This is a genomic window from Bacillus pinisoli (assembly GCF_023036475.1).
GTDB lineage: Bacteria > Bacillota > Bacilli > Bacillales > SA4 > Bacillus_BS > Bacillus_BS pinisoli.
In genome coordinates, this window is sequence record NZ_JAJQKI010000001.1 from 171108 (window position 1) to 190046 (window position 18939).

Consider the following 18939-nt stretch of genomic DNA (forward strand, 5'->3'; position numbering starts at 1 on the left):
TTTCTCTCACTCCATAAAAAAAGACGAATCACTTTTCATCATGATTCGTGCTTTTTAAAGCTTATACTTTTACTAAATATTCCCCATCAAAGAAGTAAAGATATTTTTCTTGTAATGGGCGTTTCCAGATTTGTTCAATGGCCTTACTATATAGTTCAACCTGTGTTTCATAGCGTTCCTTTAACATACGCTCTAACTTAGTAGAGTCGTCTGGAAATTTACCAGTTGTCACATCTGTTTTGAAATCCAGCAGAACGGTTCCATGTTCGTCTTCAAACAGTAGATCAATAACCCCTTGTAGAAGAATCGTTTCCGTATCACCCTTCCAGTCCGGATATACTTCTGTTGATGGTAATCCGATGCTAAAAGGAACTTCTCGCATAACATTCTTCGCTTTTAAAATTCGTTGTCCAATTTCTGTAGTGAAAAAGGTGACAATTCCATCGATGTTTATATGTTTTGACTGTTCTTCGGTAAGAAGCTCGTTTACAACCATATAAGCGACTAATTCTTGAACCGTTTCTTTGGTTACAGGCTGATCCAATCGTATATGTTGCATCACCATATGCATCGCTGTTCCTTTTTCTGCAGGCGTTAATGCTTTTTCCTGAAGAAAACGAGGTCTGTCTGTAATAGGTTTTTTCAACGAATTAACCAAGCTTGTTTCACTGTAAGCATCATGTACCTCTCTCATTCTTTTAATTTCGGAAACGGATTGTTTAGAGCGGTGTACAGATGCATTTTTATAGTGATACTCCCAAAAAAGTCGCTCTTCAATAATGTTCTTCCATTCACTCTCAACTGGTACTTTTTCTCCTTTTTTAAGAGCGGTTAGTAAGTTTTCATCAATACTAGATATTCCTTCTTCTACTAATTCAAGCTGAGATGGATCAATGAAAGAAAGGTTCCATCTTGAAGGATGAGTGGATAAAGCATCAAGTTCAGTGGGCAATAACTGCCCTTGTCTTAGCAACTCTCCGTCTTGATGACGAATAAGGGCTGGAGCGACCCAGTCCATGTAACATTTACCTTTAGAACGTTCGAAGCTAGGTAACAGCCATTCTTTATTAGTCAGCAGTCCACTCAATTGTTCAAGTTTCTTTTCTAGCTTTTTTATGGTTCCCACTAAATACAGCTTCTCTTTTGCTCTTGTAAGGGCTACATAAAGGACCCTCATTTCCTCTGCGAGCATTTCATTTCTCATTTTTTGTCTAATCGCAAGCTGAGGCAAGGTTGGATAGCTGATCCGAAGAGTAGGATCTATATATTTAGATCCGAACCCTAAGTCTTTATGAAGTAGGAAGTTACTGTTTAGATCTCTAACATTAAATGGTTTTGATAAGCCTGCCACAAACACAACCGGGAATTCTAGTCCTTTACTTTTATGAATGGTCATGATGCGGACTACATCCTCTTGCTCCCCTAGAGCTCTCGCTGTTCCTAAATCATCTCCGCGATCTTGCATGCGCTCAATAAAGCGAAGAAAACGGAAAAGGCCTCTAAATGAAGTGGACTCATACTGTCTTGCACGGTCATATAGTGCTCTTAAGTTAGCCTGACGCTGCTTACCGCCTGCCATTCCTCCAACAAAATCATAGTAGCCGGTTTTTTGGTAAATTCGCCAAATTAACTCCGATAAAGACCCAAGCCTAGCATACTTTCTCCATTTTTGTAGCATCAAATGGAATTCTGCTACTTTTTCATACGTTTGGCTGTAGATTAAAGATTCCACTCCATTGTGTAGGAACGCCTTTATTGCCTCAAAAAACGACCCTTTTTTATCCTGTAATCTTATATAAGCTAATTCATCTGCCTGGAGGCCAACAATGGGTGATCGCAACACGGCTGCTAACGGAATATCTTGGTATGGATTATCAATAACCTTTAATAGTGACAGCATAATGGAAACCTCAGTCGCTTCAAAATATCCTGAAGATAAATCTGCATAGACAGGTATTCCATGAAGTTTAAACTCATCCATAATTTGTGGAGCCCATGGCATTGATCGAAGCAAAATGACAATATCACGGTAGTGAATGGGTCGATTCGTTCCAAGTTTCCGGTCATATACCTGATATCCCTGGTGAATCATCTCTTTTATTTTGCTAGCCATTAACCTTGCTTCAAGTTGGACCGTTTCTAATTCGACTGGATCAAAACCTGTATCATCCTCTGATTCTGGTAATTCTGTTCCATCGTGATTAATGATAAGTAATTCAGCTTTTGTATCCTCATGCTCTGGATAACTTGCTCCAAGCTTTAGTTCTGCTTGCTCATCATAATCAATTTCACCCACTAGTTCGTCCATTATTTGTTTAAAAATATAATTTGTTCCATCTAAAACCTCTGCACGACTTCTGAAGTTTTGAGAAAGATCAATGCGTAATCCATATTCATTACCATCTGGGGAAAACATTTTATACTTCTTTAAGAAAAGTCCGGGCTCTGCTAAACGAAATCGATAGATGGACTGTTTGACATCTCCCACCATGAATAAGTTCCCAGCATCTGGCTTGTCTTTACAAACAGAACGAATAATAGATTCTTGAACATAGTTGGTATCTTGGTATTCATCCACAAGAATTTCATTAAAATGACGCTTAAAATATAAGGCTGCTGCCGATGGAACATAGCCAACATCCTCTTTATACTCGCGTAATATATTTAAGCAATAATGCTCTAGATCCGCAAAATCAACTAAGCTTTTTTCCAGTTTAATTTTTTCATATTTTTCTCCGAATTTAAGAACGAGCTCTGTCAATGTGTAAACGGAAGACTTCATTTTCATTAAGTCTTTCAAGTAAGATTCTGGCTTACGGTCAAAGTAATCTTCTTTTATTTGTTTAACGGCATTTTTCGCTTGTTCTCTTATATCCTTGACCTGTTCCTTTAGAAACTCGTCGTATTCATCGCCCTTGACCGTTTTTAATTGACTAAACTTTAAGGACTGTATACGGTCATAAAAGTCTGCCCAGCTAGTATGGAAAGCCATTTTGAGTTCATTTATTTGCTGAAGGTCTTCCTCTAAGTTAGCCGCTCTTGGTGCAGGACCAGCTGGCAGTCTTGTTAGTTCAAGTGCTTGATGAAGCATGGCTTCTGCACCGTTCAGTTGCATTTGAATCTCACGTTGAATAACTGATAAAAATGGTAAGTCATCGACATTTGTATGTTCGTCAACATTATAGGCATCAACTAGTTTCTGCAACCAGTGTGCAGGATTGGGATGAGCACGAGATTCATCATATAGTTTTCGAACCATAATTTGTAGGTCACTGTCATTTCGATCGCCCGTATAACGGTCTACTAGGTCAAAAAAGGCTTGATTACCTTCTTGACCATATTCTTCTTCAAATAACTCTTCCATTACTTCTTCTCTTAATAGTTCAGCTTCTGTATCTTCAGCAATTCTAAATGAAGGGTCAATATTAATTAAATAATAGTAACGACGAATGACCTCTAAGCAAAAGGAATGCAATGTTGAAATAGATGCTCGATTTAATAAGCTAAGCTGTCTTCTTAAGTGAAGAGAAGCAGGGTTTTCAGAGATTGCTTTCTCTAGTGCTTCCCCTATTCTGTGCCTCATTTCGGCTGCTGCAGCATTGGTAAACGTTACAATGAGAAGCCTGTCTACATCCACAGGATGATCCTTGTCCATGACCTTACGGATTATCCGTTCAACAAGAACGGCTGTCTTCCCTGAACCTGCTGCCGCTGCTACTAATATGTCCATTCCACCTGCTGTTATTGCTTTCCACTGGTCATCTGTCCACTGTGCGCCCTCAGGCTTTGCTGGTATGGAGATTTTCATGCTGGATCACCTCCTGCTTCATTCGTTCTAGCATGGTAGAATCATCAGATCCCTGTAATGCCCGGTATTGATTTTCATCTAGTCCATCATCAAATTGACAGATTGGTTTATATTGACAGTACGTACACGGTTTTCGGTCCTTAAGTTGATAAGGACTGATATCTACCTTCCCGCTAACGATATCTTCTCCAATCGTTTTAAACGTATTTCGGACATACTTTCTTAAATGTGTAAATTCTTCTTCACTCGCTATAGAGGAATTACTGTAAAATCCTCCCGTTTTCTTCAGTCCCGCCGACACAATATTGGAATGTCCACTCTCAAGCGTTGTGTCCATTAAACGGACAGACTCCTCGTCTCCTAACAGCAAGCCTTTCATCTTAAAACTTTTCAGTAGTTCTTCTTCTATTTCTTCTAATGGTATTTCAGACTTCTTTTTAAGCATTGGATTATGAACATGGAAGTATAATACCCCTGCTGGCTTTGTCTCATGACCAATCCATGTTTTGGAGTTTGCTAGCACAATGTCTAGGTAAGTCAAAATTTGCAATGAAAGTCCGAAGTACACTTCAGATAAATTTAATGCCTTTTGACTAGATTTATAGTCAACAATTCGTAGATACGTTCCTTTAGAACCTGTCGCCATATCAACACGGTCAATTCGTCCTACTAGTTCTAATTTTGCTCCATTATTTAGATCAAATTGAATAGCTGGTAATTGTCCGTTTTTACCAAAACCTAACTCTAATCCTATCGGTGTAAAACCGCTAGCTTTTGCATGCTCGCTTAACACAATGGATGCTCTACTTACGACATTTGCAAGCTTCCGCTTCAGGTAGTGGTATCGATTAGAGCTCAATAGGATTTCCTTTTGAATTTGAGGTGCCAAGATGGAAACAATCTGATGAGCCAATTCGTCACATTGAGACTTTGTTAATTGACTCCATGTCAATTTTTGCTTTTGTAACTCATCTGCCATCATCTTCAGAGCAGCGTGAAAAAATTGTCCAATATCAGGAGCTTCTAGTCGATAAATTTGACGTTCCTGCAAACGTAATCCATAGGAAGCAAAATGTGAAAACGGACAACTTTGGAATAATTCCATTCTTGACACGCTTCCGACGAGTGTTTGCCCGTATAATTCTTCACTAATGGGTGAAGGAAGAGTTTGTTCTTTATTTTGATAGAATAAACTCGCTAACACTCTTGTCCGAAGGCTCTTCCACTCTTTCTTTTGCTCGTAAGCATTATATACATCCCACCAAAATGGCGAAATGGAATAATGCTTTTTCCATAATTGAAGCTGTGAAGCTAAGAAGGTAATTGTCTTATATGGCGTTGAAACATAGTCCATTTGCTTTTCATCAGCTAAGTCTGTTGGATCTTGTAATACTAACTCTTCCTTAATCTTTGGGAATAAGTCCTTTAATCGCTTGATAAAAATAGATGGTACGAGTGATTTACCTTCTTCATTTGCAAGAGGATAAGAAAGCCATAATTGAGACGCTGGAGATGAAACTGCCATATATAAAAGAAACTGCTCATCTAATAGCTGTTGTTTTCCACCCGGAGCAAGCTTTATTCCTACGTGTTGAAGGACTTCTCGCTCCTCTTCATTTAGCACTCCATCCTCACTTGGAACAGCTGGAATTACTCCATCATTAATACCTAGAATAAAGGTAGCTTTTATTCCTGAAAAACGGGAATGCTCAAAGTCCCCAACTACTACTTGATCAATGGCAGGTGGGACGAGAGCAAAGCGGAGCGCGTCCATTCCAGCTTCCATCATGGAATGAAAAATGGTCGTTGACACCTCTTCATTACCCATTAACTCAACAAATTGATCGAGTAGTTCAACGACGGCACTCCATACTTGTGCATGTTCTCTGGATTTTCCCATCTCTTGTTCTTGCTCTGCCTCATAACGCCATTTCTCAAGCTTGGCTGGTATGTCAAGTTCCTCTAAAAAGAAATACAAAGCTTCTGCATATTGTTTACCTGACTTTGCTCTTTTTAATCTAGTTTCTAGTGCTTGTATAGGAGAAGAAATCATATTTCGGAGCCTTTCTATTTTAGACTCCATTTCTTCTTCAGACGTTGTTTTAGCTAGACCCTGTTCATCTATGCCAACAAATCTTCGATACGTCCACTTAGATGTATCCTTCCACCTATGGCCTTGAATTCCGTATGCAAGCACATAGTTTTCCAATAGATCAAATTCTTCCCTTATCACTTCCTCGTCTTCCTCTAAAGGGTACATAAGGTCGGTTTTGACACAGCGGAAGACAGATTCATATCTCCAGTTGCTTGCAATCACGTCTAATACTGATCGTATTAATTCAATTAATGGATGATGTAGCATAGAACGTTTTTGGTCAATAAACAGTGGTATGCCATACTCTTCAAAAACCGTTTCCAGTAAATCATGGTACACACTTGTATTTCTTAAAATGACAGCCATGTCACGGAATCGGTATTGTTCTTCACGAACAAGTCGTAGCACTTCCTTCGCTATCGACTCTACTTCTGTTCTTCGGTTAACGGCAGCCGCTAGTTTAATCCCTTGAACTTCGGTTGAAGTAACAGTCGGCCTTGACTCAAAATGTTTCTCAAGATGCAATAGTGCTGGGAAGTGTTGCGATCTAAGATTGCTTGTTTGAACATGAACCTCTAAGTCTTTCCCACACGCTTTTGCCATTTCTTGAAAATGCAAAAAGGTTTTGCCCGTCATATGAAAAAGCTGTAATTCATGAGGTTGGTGAGTTAGTGGTCGGTCCAATGTTAAGGCAATTTGTACTTCTTTACACACCCTTAAGAGCTGTTCAAGTACTAGTAATTCCTGTGGTGTAAAACTATGGAAACCGTCAATATATAAAGTGGCATCCTTAAGATAACTTGAATGTGGGATTTTCTCAGTGAGTAGTCTTAAGTAGTCCTCTGAATCAACGTATTTTTGGAACAACAGTTGTTCAAATTCATCATAAATAATGGAGAAATCATGAAGCTTGTGAACGAGTGTAAGGTCTTGATCATCTGCTTTGTGTAAATTATTCAACTGTTCTCTTATACCCTCTGGTGTGACACAATACCTTTTACACTCTTGAATCATGGATTCAATATGCTCAACAAATCCAGCTTTCTCCGCTGCTTTTCCGTATACGACAAAGTCTTGCTTACGCTTCTCTATGATTCTTCTAATTAACATGCTTGTTCCAACGTTATTCAGATGGTAACGACTCATTCCACCTGTTTCCTGTAGGATACGCCAAGCCAATCTTGTAAAACTAAACACCTGCGTACGAAGCATTCCACCAAGCCCTGGTGTTTGTATTAAGTCATATTCAATTTGAAAGGTCATCTGATCCGGAACAAGGTAAACAATAGGCGGTCCAATTGGCTGTGAACGCAATTCGGTACGAACCTCTTCTAGTAATCTGTGCGTTTTCCCGCTCCCAGATCTCCCCAAAATGAGTTGAAGTGTCATTCTCTGACCTCTCCTTTATAATAAGTATTCGCTATCTATCTATTTTACTAGATTCGTTTTATCTGTTTCAATGCACAGTATATGGAGAAGACGACTTACCAATAGAAGTATCCTTGAATAAGATACTACAATAGTTGACCAGTAAAGGGTGTGAATAGCTGATGGGACCTAATTTACGCGTTATTGCGTTTTTACTTATTGTAGCAGGTACATTTGTCGCATGTAACATTTACACATTAATTCCCATATATGATGTGTTATCTGTCAATTTCATGACCAATACCTCTACCATAGCACTTGGTAGTACAGCGTTTACCCTTTTTTATGCAATGGGGTTATTATTTTTTGGAACCATGTCTGATACGATTGGTCGCAAGCCTGTGATCGTCATTGGTATGCTAACTTTTTCAGTGGCAAGTCTTTTGGTTGGTTTTGCTAACTCTGAATTCATGTTAATTCTCACAAGAGGAATTCAAGGTTTTGCAGGTGGTAGCTTTGCACCTGTTGCCTTTGCCTATACATTTGACTTATACACGGGTAAACATCGTGCCCTCATATTAAGCCTAATAAATACTGGTTTTTTAGTAGCTGGAATTTTAGGCCAGATCATCAGTACAGGCATTACCATAGATTGGGGTTGGAATTTCGTATTCTACTTTTTTGCCATTATTTATTTTCTATTATTTTTATTATCAATAAAACTCCTTCCTACAATGAAGAATCAATCTCCGTCGGATTTTCAGCTAAAAAAGACATTCCATCAGTTTTCCAAATTTATACACTCTAGGAATCTCCTGTTATGTTATTTCATTACTTTTAGCCTTCTGCTGACTCCTATTTCTTTCTATGATGCATTGAGTCAATATCTACAACCTACCCGCACAGAAGAAGAACTTTTTTCCATAAGAGCCATCGCTTTACTTGGCACCATTTTTTCGTTTTTCGGCGGGCCCATTCACGCTAAGTTTAAATTAAAGGGTAGCTTTTATATTGGACTATTGCTATTAATTGGCAGTTTACTTCCCATGCTTTTCTTCCCTACTTACGAGGTGATTTTATATTCCGCTATTGTTCTGGTTGCCTCCATAAGTATCCTAATTCCAACTATTATCGCCATTATTGGAACGATTGAAACTAAGGCTCGAGGCAGTGCCATTGCTCTTTATTCATTTACTCTTTTAGTGGGTGCCAGCTTTGGGTCCCTCCTTACCTCGATGTTTGAATTTCGTGGTGTGTTAGTCTTCTTACTACTCTACGGAGTCTTAAATATTTTCTTGATGAGAAAAATTTCTTATTCTGTATAACCATTTTTTGTGTAAGGAGATAATGATTAAGGAGGGGTCATTTTTCTTTTTAATGATTTGGAAGCCATAATGCAAAGAGGACCAACTAATGGGTTGGTCCTTTACTTTTGGAAATATTCTTCTCGAAGTATACCATATAGTAACAGATCAAAACGTTTATTATCACGTTCTAGGAAAGAGCGATATGCCCCTTCTTTCACAAACCCTACTTGTTCATACAGTTTTATAGCGTGTTCATTATACGCAAAAACAGTAAGCTGTAGTCGATACAAATTAAACTCTTGAAAGGCAAGCTTCATCGCAAGCTGTAGAGCTTCCCTTCCATATCCTTTTCTGCGGTTGGTACCCCCGATTCCTAGCGAAATCCAAGCAGTACGATGATTCCAGAGTATTCCCTCAATCCCTACTATCCCAACTATCTGACTTGTTTGAAGGTCTCGGATAGCAAATAAGTAATCCTTTTCTGAAGTAAGTTCAATCATTTTTTGTATATCCGTTACCTGTTTTGGAATAGACAATAATGCGTCCATGTTTCTAGTAAATTCTTCATCCCCGTACCAGCTCGTTACAATAGCTGTATCTTCTTCTTTTAAGCGATCTAAATAAAGCTTCTCACCTTTTAATAGCGAAAACTGTAGCATATATCATTCTCCCTTTGACTACATTGTACCGAAAGAAGAATGAACTCTCTAGAAAAATTATCCAATTTCTGAATGGTGCTCATCTTTTAGAAAGCGTTTGTCTATTTTTCCAACATGCGTTTTCGGTAAATCTGACATGAGCCTGAAAAGTTTAGGAACCTTATATTTTCCTAGTTTTGCTAAACAATAATCCTTTAGTTCTTCCGTTGTGACTTGGTGGTTCGGTAGGACGGAGACAAATGCGGTCACCACTTCTCCCCATTTCGAATCTGGTAGACCCACAACAGCTACCTCAGATACGGCAGGGTGATGTTGAATACAGTGTTCCACTTCAAGAGGATAGACATTTTCGCCTCCAGTAATGATCATTTCTTTTTTCCGACCTACAATATAGTAATAGCCTTCCTCATCCCTTTTAGCTAAATCGCCCGTGTGTAGCCACCCTTGTTGAATGGTCTCATTGGTTGCTTCTGGATTATTCCAATACTTTTGAAACACATGATTTCCATACAAGAGCAGTTCTCCTACTTCATTCGGTCCAGCAAGCAGCCCATCATCTCTTACAACCTTGACTTTATTGAACATCATCGGTTTTCCTATTGATCCTTTTTTCCCCATAGCTTCAACTGGATCGATATAAAAATTATTAGGACCTGCTTCTGTTAGGCCGTATCCCTCCTTGAAGGCCACTCCTTTTTGAGCAAATGCTTCATAGATAGGAAGTGGACAAGGGGCTCCACCTGAAAGGAAGGTCTTCATATGTTGAAACTTGGCTACCTTGAAAGCCTCTGTTTGAATCATTAAGTGATACATCGTTGGAACCATTAATGATATGGTACATTTCTCTCTTTCAATCAAGTGTATCGCTTGTTCTGGGTCAAAATCATTGGCAATTAGAACGGTACCACCCATTACTAAAATAGGGAGCGTAAGAGCATTTAGTCCACCGGTATGAAACATAGGTAAATAGGTTAACGTGACATCTTCCGCCTTGAGGTTCCAGCTGACAACGGTATTAAGGGCATTCCAACCGATATTGGCATGCGTTAAAACCACACCTTTAGATTTTCCAGTTGTACCACCTGTGTAGATAATAGTGAGAGGATCATCCTCAGTTATACGTTCATCAGTTTGGTATGAATGACGATTGTTAAAAATTGTTTCATAGTCTTCATGATCAAGCTGAATGAGCTTTTCACAATTCGGAACAATGTGACGATGTTTCGAGTGAAAGCCCAAAATTGATGGTGTACAATCCTCTAAGATAGCTTTTATTTCTAAAGCTGATAAGCGCCAATTCAACGGTACAAAAATAGCTCCCATTTTCATGCAGGCAAACAAGAAATCAAAATAACTTATATGGTTAGGGCAGATTATTGCCACTCGTGATCCCTTTTGTAATCCTTGCTTCTCTAAAAACGTCGCTAATGTATGAGCACGTTGGTTCATTTCTTGATAAGTCCAACGTTGATTCGTTTCCGCGTCAACAACCGCAATTCGATCAGGTGTTAATTGTGAGCGCTTCTCAATCCAGTCCAGATCCCATCTCACATGTACTCTCCCCTTTTGCAACTTTGTATGTGAATTATCATAAATAGTAGTAGTTGCAAATGAGTTACATGGGCCTATATCGGCAAGAGTAGACGAACAATTTTCTTAGCATCGTGATTTTTTTTGGGGGAGGTGCTTCGGAGGCAATTTTTCGCGAGGGGATAGAAGAAACTGGACTCAGTGATTAGTGAATTAATATAGTTATTGAGTCTCGTTTGCGAAAAAAAGGAGTGCAATACCACTCCTTTTAGACATTTTTTACTAAGTTTTTCTCCAACTGTTGAGAGCTATGGTTTGTTTTATACTCTTTCAACAAAGACAGCTGCACCCATTCCACCACCAACACAAAGTGAGGCAATTCCTTTTGTTAGTTCGCGTCGCTGAAGTTCATGGACGAGACTTGTGACGATGCGCGCACCTGTGCAACCAACAGGATGCCCTAAGCTGATTCCACTACCGTTAACATTTACAATCTCACGGTTTAGCCCAAGCTCTTTTTCTACTGCTAAGTATTGAGCCGCAAAAGCTTCGTTCACTTCGATAAGCTCAGCATCTTGCAATGTCCAGCCAACGCGTTCAAGTCCTTTTTGGACAGCAGGAACTGGACCTCTTCCCATTACTTTTGGATCTACACCCGCAACAGAGAAACCAACGATTTTTGCTAATGGTTGTATCCCTCTAGCCTTAGCAGTCTCTTCATCCATCAGTACTAATGCAGCTGCACCATCATTCAACCCAGAAGCATTCCCCGCTGTCACCGTTCCATCTTTTCTAAACACAGGCTTTAATTTAGCCAGGTCTTCTTTTGTAAGCTGTGGCCTAGGGTGTTCGTCTTTTGTGACAACCGTTTCACCTTTTCTTGTTTTCAACGTAATTGGAACAATCTGACTATCAAAATACCCATTTTCAATGGCATGGTTAGCACGCTTATGGCTTAAGTAAGCAATTTCATCCTGCTCTTCTCTAGAAATTTCATGAAGATCTACAAGATTTTCTGCTGTTTCACCCATCATGATTTTATGTATTGGATCCTCAAGAATCTCCCAAACCGTGTCCGTGATTTGGCCATGTTGCATTCTAGCACCCCAACGATGTTGCTTTAACACATAGGGACTTGAACTCATCACTTCCACACCACCAGCAACCACAATATCAGACAAACCGGTTTGTATTTGAAGTGCCGCAGAAATAATCGCTTGCATTCCAGAAGCACATTGACGTTGGATCGTATATCCCGTCGTCTCATCAGAGAGCCCTGCTAGTAAAGCAGCGGTTCTTGCTGTATTCGGCTCATCTGTCCGCTGAATACAATGCCCCAAAATAACCTCGTTCACATCATTCGCACCGAGTCCACTTCTTGAAACAGCCTCCTTCAACACAGGTACCATTAAATCCGTAGGCAACAAATCCTTAAATGCACCACCAAAATCTCCAATAGGTGATCTCACCGCAGAAGTAATAACTACATTTCTCATCATAATCCCCCTTTTCTAGTTATGGACAAGATCGCTTCATCGCATTAAAGCGACGGGGGCCTGGCCCCCATCACGTTAAAGTGGTAAAGCTATTATTGATGCTACATCATGATTCCACCGTCGACGTTTAGGACGGTTCCTGTTACATAATCTGAGTCACTTGATGATAGGTACAGGTATGCTTTAGCAATATCTTCTGGTTTTCCTAATCTTTGAAGTGGAACCATAGCAAGCATTTGTTGAATAACTTTGTCTGGTACTGCTGCCACCATATTCGTTTCTGTGAAGCCCGGGGCAACGGCGTTTACATTGATTCCTTTTCTACCTAATTCTTTTGCCCATGTTTTTACCATTCCGATAACGCCTGCTTTGGTCGCAGCATAGTTCGTTTGACCAACATTTCCATAGACACCAGAGACAGAAGAGGTAACTACAATTTTCCCGCTGCCTTGTTCGACCATGTGTGGCACAACTGATTGTGTACAATGAAACACACCTGTTAGGTTCACATCAATGACTTGTTGGAAATCTTCAGTTGAAAGTTTCGTTAACATACCATCTCTTGTGATTCCAGCATTATTTATTAAGATATCTATGCGACCATAGGCTTCCATAGTCTTGGAAACCATTTGGTCTACACTAGCACGGTCCGCCACATTAACTTGAACAAATAATACGTCTCTCCCTTGTGCGCGTAACTCTTCTGCTTCCTTTGATCCCAATTCCTCGTTAAAATCAGCAAGGACGACGCGGGCCCCTTCTTTCGAGAATAATTTGGCTGCTTCAAGTCCAATTCCATTTGCTGCTCCTGTTATGATGGCAACCTTGTTTTCTAGTCTCATTTTCGTTCCTCCACTTTTATATTTAAGGCTGTTTTCGTAAAGATTGTTGCTTTCGTAAAAATCCCAATTGCCGGATTTTTACTCGGTAGTACAACGTCCAGTGATTTAAATAGAGAGAGTTGCTCTTTTCTAACAATTATCACTTTGATTTTGCGTACAAAATAGGGTGGGTTTTAAAAAAATTAGCTTGTAAAACAACAAAGTTTTAGAAAAGATCCTTATTTAAAAAGGTTGTTACGGTACTTACTAGCTGATTTAAATCATCGATTAACGGCGAATGGCCACATTCTTTTAACTCTACTGCCGTTAAAATGTCGTGATTTAAATCTGCTATAATTTCATCTGTCATTGGTTTGGTTACGACTAAGTCACGTTCTCCACTTAGGACGAGTGTGGGTATTCTGATTGAATCTACTAAGTTATTCCCTTGAGTTAACCCATTGTGTACCTTACTAATATTAAAAGTATTTAATGCATGATAGACCTCCACTAAGTTTCTTTGCGTCAGCATATCATCTACATACTCTTCATACTTTTCAAGTGTCGGTTGATTAACATTATAAATAGCAGCATTCCAGACAGCCTTGAGGAACTCCCTGTTTTTCTGATCGTAAGCTCCTTGAATTGGTATTGAACGGACTGGGTCCTTCCTGATGTCATCTAAGGACTGATATCGACTAGTCACATCAAGATGTCCCTCCTCATTTACCCCATAAAACGGATAACCTCTTGTAGAAGCTGAAGCTAAAAGAATTAATTCGGTTGCATAACCTGGGTAATCCGCCTCAAACTGCATCGCAACAGCTCCACCTGTAGACCATCCCATCAACGTGAAATTCCTTAATTCAAGTTCATCCACAAATAGCTTTACATCATCAGAGAAATCTTTAATGCTTGATATTGGAGTATTGTAACTTGAAAGACCAAATCCTCTCAGGTCCATTGCAAATACAGTGAACTCACTAGGTAGCGCTTCCATAAAAAGATCCCAATGCTTAGACGAAGTCATATTTCCGTGCAGTAAAAGTAACTTTTTATCTCCTCCCACACGTTCACGATAACCATAACTTTCATTGTTTATTAGCTTTATAGTCTTTAATTGGATACTCAACGCCATTCTCCTCCTTATGTAATCAATTATTTAAGAAACAACTGACTTCTGTTAACGAAGGTTTCGCTTTATTACATTAACGTATCGGGGGCCTGGCCCCCGATACGTTAATGCGTTAAAGAACGATTATTATACCGCTGCTCCCCAGCGTATGGTTGTGGCACCCCATGCGTAGCCAATTCCTGCGCTGACTAGAACTACAAGGTCACCGTCTTTGAGTTTCCCTTGTTGGGAGGCTAGTTCTAGCGAGAGAATTTGGTCAAGTTGGCCCATATGACCGTAGTTTTCTAGATAGATAGATTGTTTCTGAGAAAGTCCTAGTTCCGTTAGGACGTAGTCATGGGCTGATTTTTTCATGTGGAGGATGGCAATGTAATCAATATCTTCTTCCGTTGCCTTGCTTTTTTCTAGCGATTTTCGAATGACCCTTAAGAAATTTTGCATAGATTTTTCCTCTAGGCGCTTTTTCATTCCTTCTGGATCGATGACGTCTAATTGATTACGTTTTGCTTGTATGGCTTCTATGGAGATAGGTTCTTTCGTTCCACCTGCTACCACTACGACGTCCTCTGAGAAGCTTCCATCTGTCATCAAATGACTTTCAAGGAGAAGATTTTGTTCAAATCCCTTTTGAAGGATCATTGCTCCTCCACCCGCTGATAAATTGTACATAAACCGTGTCCTCGGATTTTCATAATCTATGAAATCAACATTTCGATATCCTCCAGCTAACAGAACCGTCTGTATGCTTGGATCGGCAATCATCATATCTTTGGCCACTTTCAAAGCCATTACTGTTGTACTGCACCTTAAAGCAACATCATATGCCCAGGCATTTAAAGCTCCCACTTCCTGCTGTAGCTTAATTCCTGCAGTCCAGAGCGGATATTCTTTGTGCTCTTCACCAATATAAATCACTAAATCAATATCTAAAGGATCAATCTCAGCGCGCTTGATTGCTTGCCTTGCTGCTTGGATTCCCATTTGACACGTATGGTCATCTGGCCCTGGCACCGGTTTTTGTTTTATGCCTAGCTTCTGTTCGACCACCTCTATGGGAATGCCGGACTTCTCAGATAGTTCTTCACTTTTCATCACAGTCTCCGGAATATACATTCCGACACTTCTAATTCCAATAGATGCCACCTAACTTCACTCTCCTAAAACCCGCTTCATATAAATCAACATATCTTCTAAACTTTGAACTGATATTTCTTCTTCCCCTTGTACATGCTTTATTTTGATTCTCCACAGCTTTTTACCGGTTACTTCTTGAACTTCAATACAATTACACCTGATGACAAAAGACGAGATTTGTTGTGTATCGTCCATCACTGTTCTACCTCGACACATCGACTTTTTGCTCAGCATGCTTTGTAACTTTTCTAGACTGCTTACGATTTTCAAACAAATCCTTAACCGTTCCGACAATCCCTTTTGGGAAGAACATTACGGCTAAAATATATATAATTCCGAAGAAGATGATCCATCTTTCAAATATCCAATGAACCTTTGCTAAGTCAGTAAGCCAGTGGTGAGCCCACTCTATTAGCCCCGCCCCAATAATCGCTCCGACTAAAGTTCCTACTCCTCCAATAATTGTCATTAATAAAGCATCTAACGTAATATCCATTGTAAATACTGACGTGTTAACAAAACGTAATGTCAGTACATAAAAAGAACCTGCAAGACTAGCTATAATACCTGCGACAATACTAGCAAACACCTTATAATGAAGGATTTTATAGCCTAATGACTCCGTTCTAGATTCGTTTTCTCTAACAGCCTGTAGCACCTTTCCTACAGGTGAATTTGTGAAGCGTTTCAATGCAAAAAACACAAGAATCATGAGAAGTAGTGTTGTAAAATATAAGATTTCACGTTCTTTTAACGCATCTGGTATCCCAAATGTAAAACCATCGTTACCACCAGTTAACGATCTCCACTTTTGCGCACCTACTAAAAACAACCCAGCGAACGCCAAGGTTAGCATTGCATAGAAATGACTTTTAAGTCTTAACGATAAGACCCCTACGATGAAACTAACAATAGCTGCAATAATGACGCCAATTACGATCCCAATAACCAGTGATAGGAATGTTGCATCCATTCGATCTAGTACGACTGCCGTCGAATAAGCACCAATCCCAAAAAACATGGCATGACCAAACGAAACAATTCCTGTGTAACCAAGCAGTAAATCATAGCTCATCGCTAAAACAGCAAAAATGAAGATTTGTGTAAATAAGATCAGCAGCTGCCTTTCATCATTGATAAATGGAAATATCAGTAACAATACTCCTACTAATCCATAATAAAAGGTTGGTTTTTGTAAGCTATTCTGCACAATATTCATTGCTCTCACCCCTTTGTCTGGAAAAGTCCCTGTGGTCTAAAAATAAGGACAATTACCATTAATAGCATATTAACTGCCAGAGAAAGCTCAGGAACATAATAAGCCATAAAAGAACCTGACAATCCTACTAAAATAGCAGCTAATACAGAGCCAGTAATATTACCCATACCGCCAATAACAACCACGATAAAAGCAAGAATCCCAAACTCTAATCCCATTTCTGCATATATAACTCCTGAGTATGGTCCGAGTAGCACTCCACCAAGTGCAGCCATAGCAGAACCAATCATAAATACAAACATAAACACTTTTTTAATATTAATTCCTAAAGCCTGCACCATCTCTTTATCCATAACACCCGCTCTAACAATTAATCCAAGTTTTGTTTTTGTTAATAACAAGTGAATGCCTAAAAAGACAAGAGCACCTACTAAGATAATAAATAGACGGTATTTGATAACTATCACTCCGCCCCACTCCCAGCTACCTGATAGCCACTCTGGCGTAGTCGAGCTTAATTGGTTTGGACCCCACACAACCTTTAGTAATTCACTTAAAACAAGCATGACTCCAAGTGTTATTAAAATTTGTTGAACATGATTACCGTACACGGGCTTAATAATGAATCGTTCCATTAACAAACCTAGAATAAGTCCTACGACAATTCCACTCACAATTCCAACAAAAAAATTACCTGTAATTCCGTATGACCAAGCCCCTGCATAAGCACCCCATGCAAATAAGCCACCATGAGCAAAATTCAGCACGTCCATTAATCCAAAAATTAAGGTTAAACCTGCTGCTAATAAAAAAATCAACATACCCGTTGCCAATCCATTAATGGCAAGGTTTAATAAAACATCCATTTGCTGACCTCCTCTCTTACCTTACGCAATACCTAAATATTTTTGACGAAGCATTTGATCTTCTTTTAGTAATGACATTTGACCATCTAAGACCGTTCTACCATCATCCACGATATAAAAATAATCGCCAATGGTACTCGCCATCATGAAATTCTGTTCCACAAGGATAATAGTTGCTTCCTTTTTTAGTTCCTGAATGGCATTCATCACACTCTCTACAACAATAGGGGCAAGTCCCTTACTTGGTTCATCTATTAATAAAAGCTCATTATTACCGACAAATGCCCTCGCCATAGACAGCATTTGCTTTTGTCCACCACTCAGAGTTCCACCCGCTTTTTTCCAAAACTTCTTTAAGTCCGGAAAAAGAGTTAAAATCCAGTCCAGTTTTTCCATTGTTTCTTTATTCTGGTCTTGCATCGCAACCTTCATATTCTCTTCAACTGTTAAACCACTAAAAATCCCTTGATTTTCTGGAACATACCCAATCCCACGCTTTGCGATTTCATAGGTAGGTAGCCCTTGTATCTCTTGGTTATTAAAGAAAATCTTGCCATTTGAAGCTGGATTCAAGCCCATAATAGATCTAAGTGTCGTTGTTTTCCCTGCACCATTACGACCTAATAACACAGTTACTTCTCCTTTTTTTGCAACAAAGGACACACCCTGTAATATGTGGTATTGCTCAATGTACGTTTCGATATTCTCTACCTTAAGAAGCATCGTGTAAGCCCCCTAAATACGCTTTTTGTACCGTTTCGTTCTCCATAATCTCCTGTGGTGATCCATCTGCTAATAGACCCCCATTAAACAAAACCGTTACAGAATCGGATAAATCCATAATCATATCCATTTTGTGTTCAATTAAAATAATTGTCTTTGATCCTTCTTCTTTAATTTGCCGAATAACCTCTAAGATCGTTGGCACTTCTTCAATTGACATCCCAGCTGTTGGTTCATCTAGTAAAATAACTTCTGTATCAAGTGCTAACAACATAGCAATCTCAAGCTTTCTTTTTTCACCATGTGCTAAATTTTTTGCAAGAGCAGTAGCTTTCTTTTCTAATAACACTTTCTTTAATAACTCATAGGCTTCCTCTTCAAGTCCTTTAATAGATTGAAAATGAGAAAAGAAGTTATAGAGAATTCCTTTTTTAGACTGCACAGCTAACCTTACATTTTCAAGAACTGTTAAATTAGGAAATACATTCGTGATCTGAAAAGATCGGCCGATCCCTTTTCTTGCTCGTTCTGTTGGAGATAATCGAGTGATACTTTCTCCTTTTAATAGTACATCTCCCTTTGTAGGGGATAGCTGACCACTTAACAGATTAAAAAAAGTTGTTTTTCCTGCACCATTTGGACCAATTATAGATTTGAAATGACGGGAGGGAACCGAAAAATTCACTTCATTAACCGCTACATGTGCTCCAAACGAAATGGTTAAATCCTTGGTCTCAATTATTTTTTCCAAACTCTTTCACCTACCTGATTAGAATAA

At 39.2% G+C, this 18939-nt stretch carries 14 protein-coding genes; 1 reads left to right on the forward strand and 13 read right to left on the reverse strand.

The features are described 5' to 3' along the window. Positions 1-61: 61 nt before the first annotated feature. On the reverse strand, positions 62-3808 hold the full coding sequence (gene addA / locus LT143_RS00950; RefSeq protein ID WP_246938670.1) for a helicase-exonuclease AddAB subunit AddA: 3747 nt from the start codon (positions 3806-3808) through the stop codon (positions 62-64). Next, positions 3780-7292 (reverse strand): helicase-exonuclease AddAB subunit AddB, encoded by a 3513-nt coding sequence (gene addB / locus LT143_RS00955; protein ID WP_246938671.1) that lies wholly within the window; start codon positions 7290-7292, stop codon positions 3780-3782. Before addB ends, addA begins: the two co-directional genes overlap by 29 nt. 161 nt (positions 7293-7453) lie before the next feature. On the opposite strand from addB, the gene LT143_RS00960 reads away from it, so the two are divergent. Beyond that, complete coding sequence (locus LT143_RS00960) at positions 7454-8596, forward strand: MFS transporter (RefSeq protein ID WP_246938672.1); 1143 nt, start codon at positions 7454-7456, stop codon at positions 8594-8596. Positions 8597-8697: 101 nt separating this feature from the next. On the opposite strand, the gene LT143_RS00965 is transcribed toward LT143_RS00960, so the two are convergent. The 11 genes from LT143_RS00965 to LT143_RS01015 form a co-directional block, all read right to left on the reverse strand. Continuing rightward, entirely contained in the window at positions 8698-9237 is a 540-nt protein-coding gene (locus tag LT143_RS00965; protein WP_246938673.1) for a GNAT family N-acetyltransferase, read from the reverse strand. 57 nt (positions 9238-9294) lie between these two features. Then, complete coding sequence (locus LT143_RS00970; RefSeq protein ID WP_246938674.1) at positions 9295-10788, reverse strand: class I adenylate-forming enzyme family protein; 1494 nt, start codon at positions 10786-10788, stop codon at positions 9295-9297. Positions 10789-11087: 299 nt separating this feature from the next. Beyond that, entirely contained in the window at positions 11088-12263 is a 1176-nt protein-coding gene (locus tag LT143_RS00975) for a thiolase family protein (RefSeq protein ID WP_246938675.1), read from the reverse strand. Between the two features lie 101 nt (positions 12264-12364). Next, positions 12365-13105, reverse strand: a complete 741-nt coding sequence (gene fabG, locus LT143_RS00980) for a 3-oxoacyl-ACP reductase FabG (RefSeq protein WP_246938676.1) — start codon at positions 13103-13105, stop codon at positions 12365-12367. A gap of 205 nt (positions 13106-13310) precedes the next feature. Then, positions 13311-14222 (reverse strand): intracellular short-chain-length polyhydroxyalkanoate depolymerase, encoded by a 912-nt coding sequence (gene phaZ, locus LT143_RS00985; RefSeq protein ID WP_246938677.1) that lies wholly within the window; start codon positions 14220-14222, stop codon positions 13311-13313. 123 nt (positions 14223-14345) lie between these two features. Continuing rightward, the gene (locus LT143_RS00990) at positions 14346-15362 is read right to left on the reverse strand and encodes a 3-oxoacyl-ACP synthase (RefSeq protein ID WP_336296584.1); all 1017 of its coding nucleotides are present in this window, start codon (positions 15360-15362) and stop codon (positions 14346-14348) included. A 6-nt stretch (positions 15363-15368) separates the two neighbouring features. Next, positions 15369-15548 (reverse strand): hypothetical protein, encoded by a 180-nt coding sequence (locus LT143_RS00995; RefSeq protein ID WP_246938678.1) that lies wholly within the window; start codon positions 15546-15548, stop codon positions 15369-15371. A 7-nt stretch (positions 15549-15555) separates the two neighbouring features. Then, complete coding sequence (locus tag LT143_RS01000; RefSeq protein ID WP_246938679.1) at positions 15556-16572, reverse strand: branched-chain amino acid ABC transporter permease; 1017 nt, start codon at positions 16570-16572, stop codon at positions 15556-15558. 5 nt (positions 16573-16577) lie between these two features. Next, complete coding sequence (locus LT143_RS01005) at positions 16578-17438, reverse strand: branched-chain amino acid ABC transporter permease (RefSeq protein WP_246938680.1); 861 nt, start codon at positions 17436-17438, stop codon at positions 16578-16580. A gap of 21 nt (positions 17439-17459) precedes the next feature. Then, positions 17460-18161 (reverse strand): ABC transporter ATP-binding protein, encoded by a 702-nt coding sequence (locus tag LT143_RS01010; RefSeq protein WP_246938681.1) that lies wholly within the window; start codon positions 18159-18161, stop codon positions 17460-17462. Further along, the gene (locus tag LT143_RS01015) at positions 18151-18912 is read right to left on the reverse strand and encodes an ABC transporter ATP-binding protein (protein ID WP_246938682.1); all 762 of its coding nucleotides are present in this window, start codon (positions 18910-18912) and stop codon (positions 18151-18153) included. Before LT143_RS01015 ends, LT143_RS01010 begins: the two co-directional genes overlap by 11 nt. Between the last annotated feature and the right edge of the window lie 27 nt (positions 18913-18939).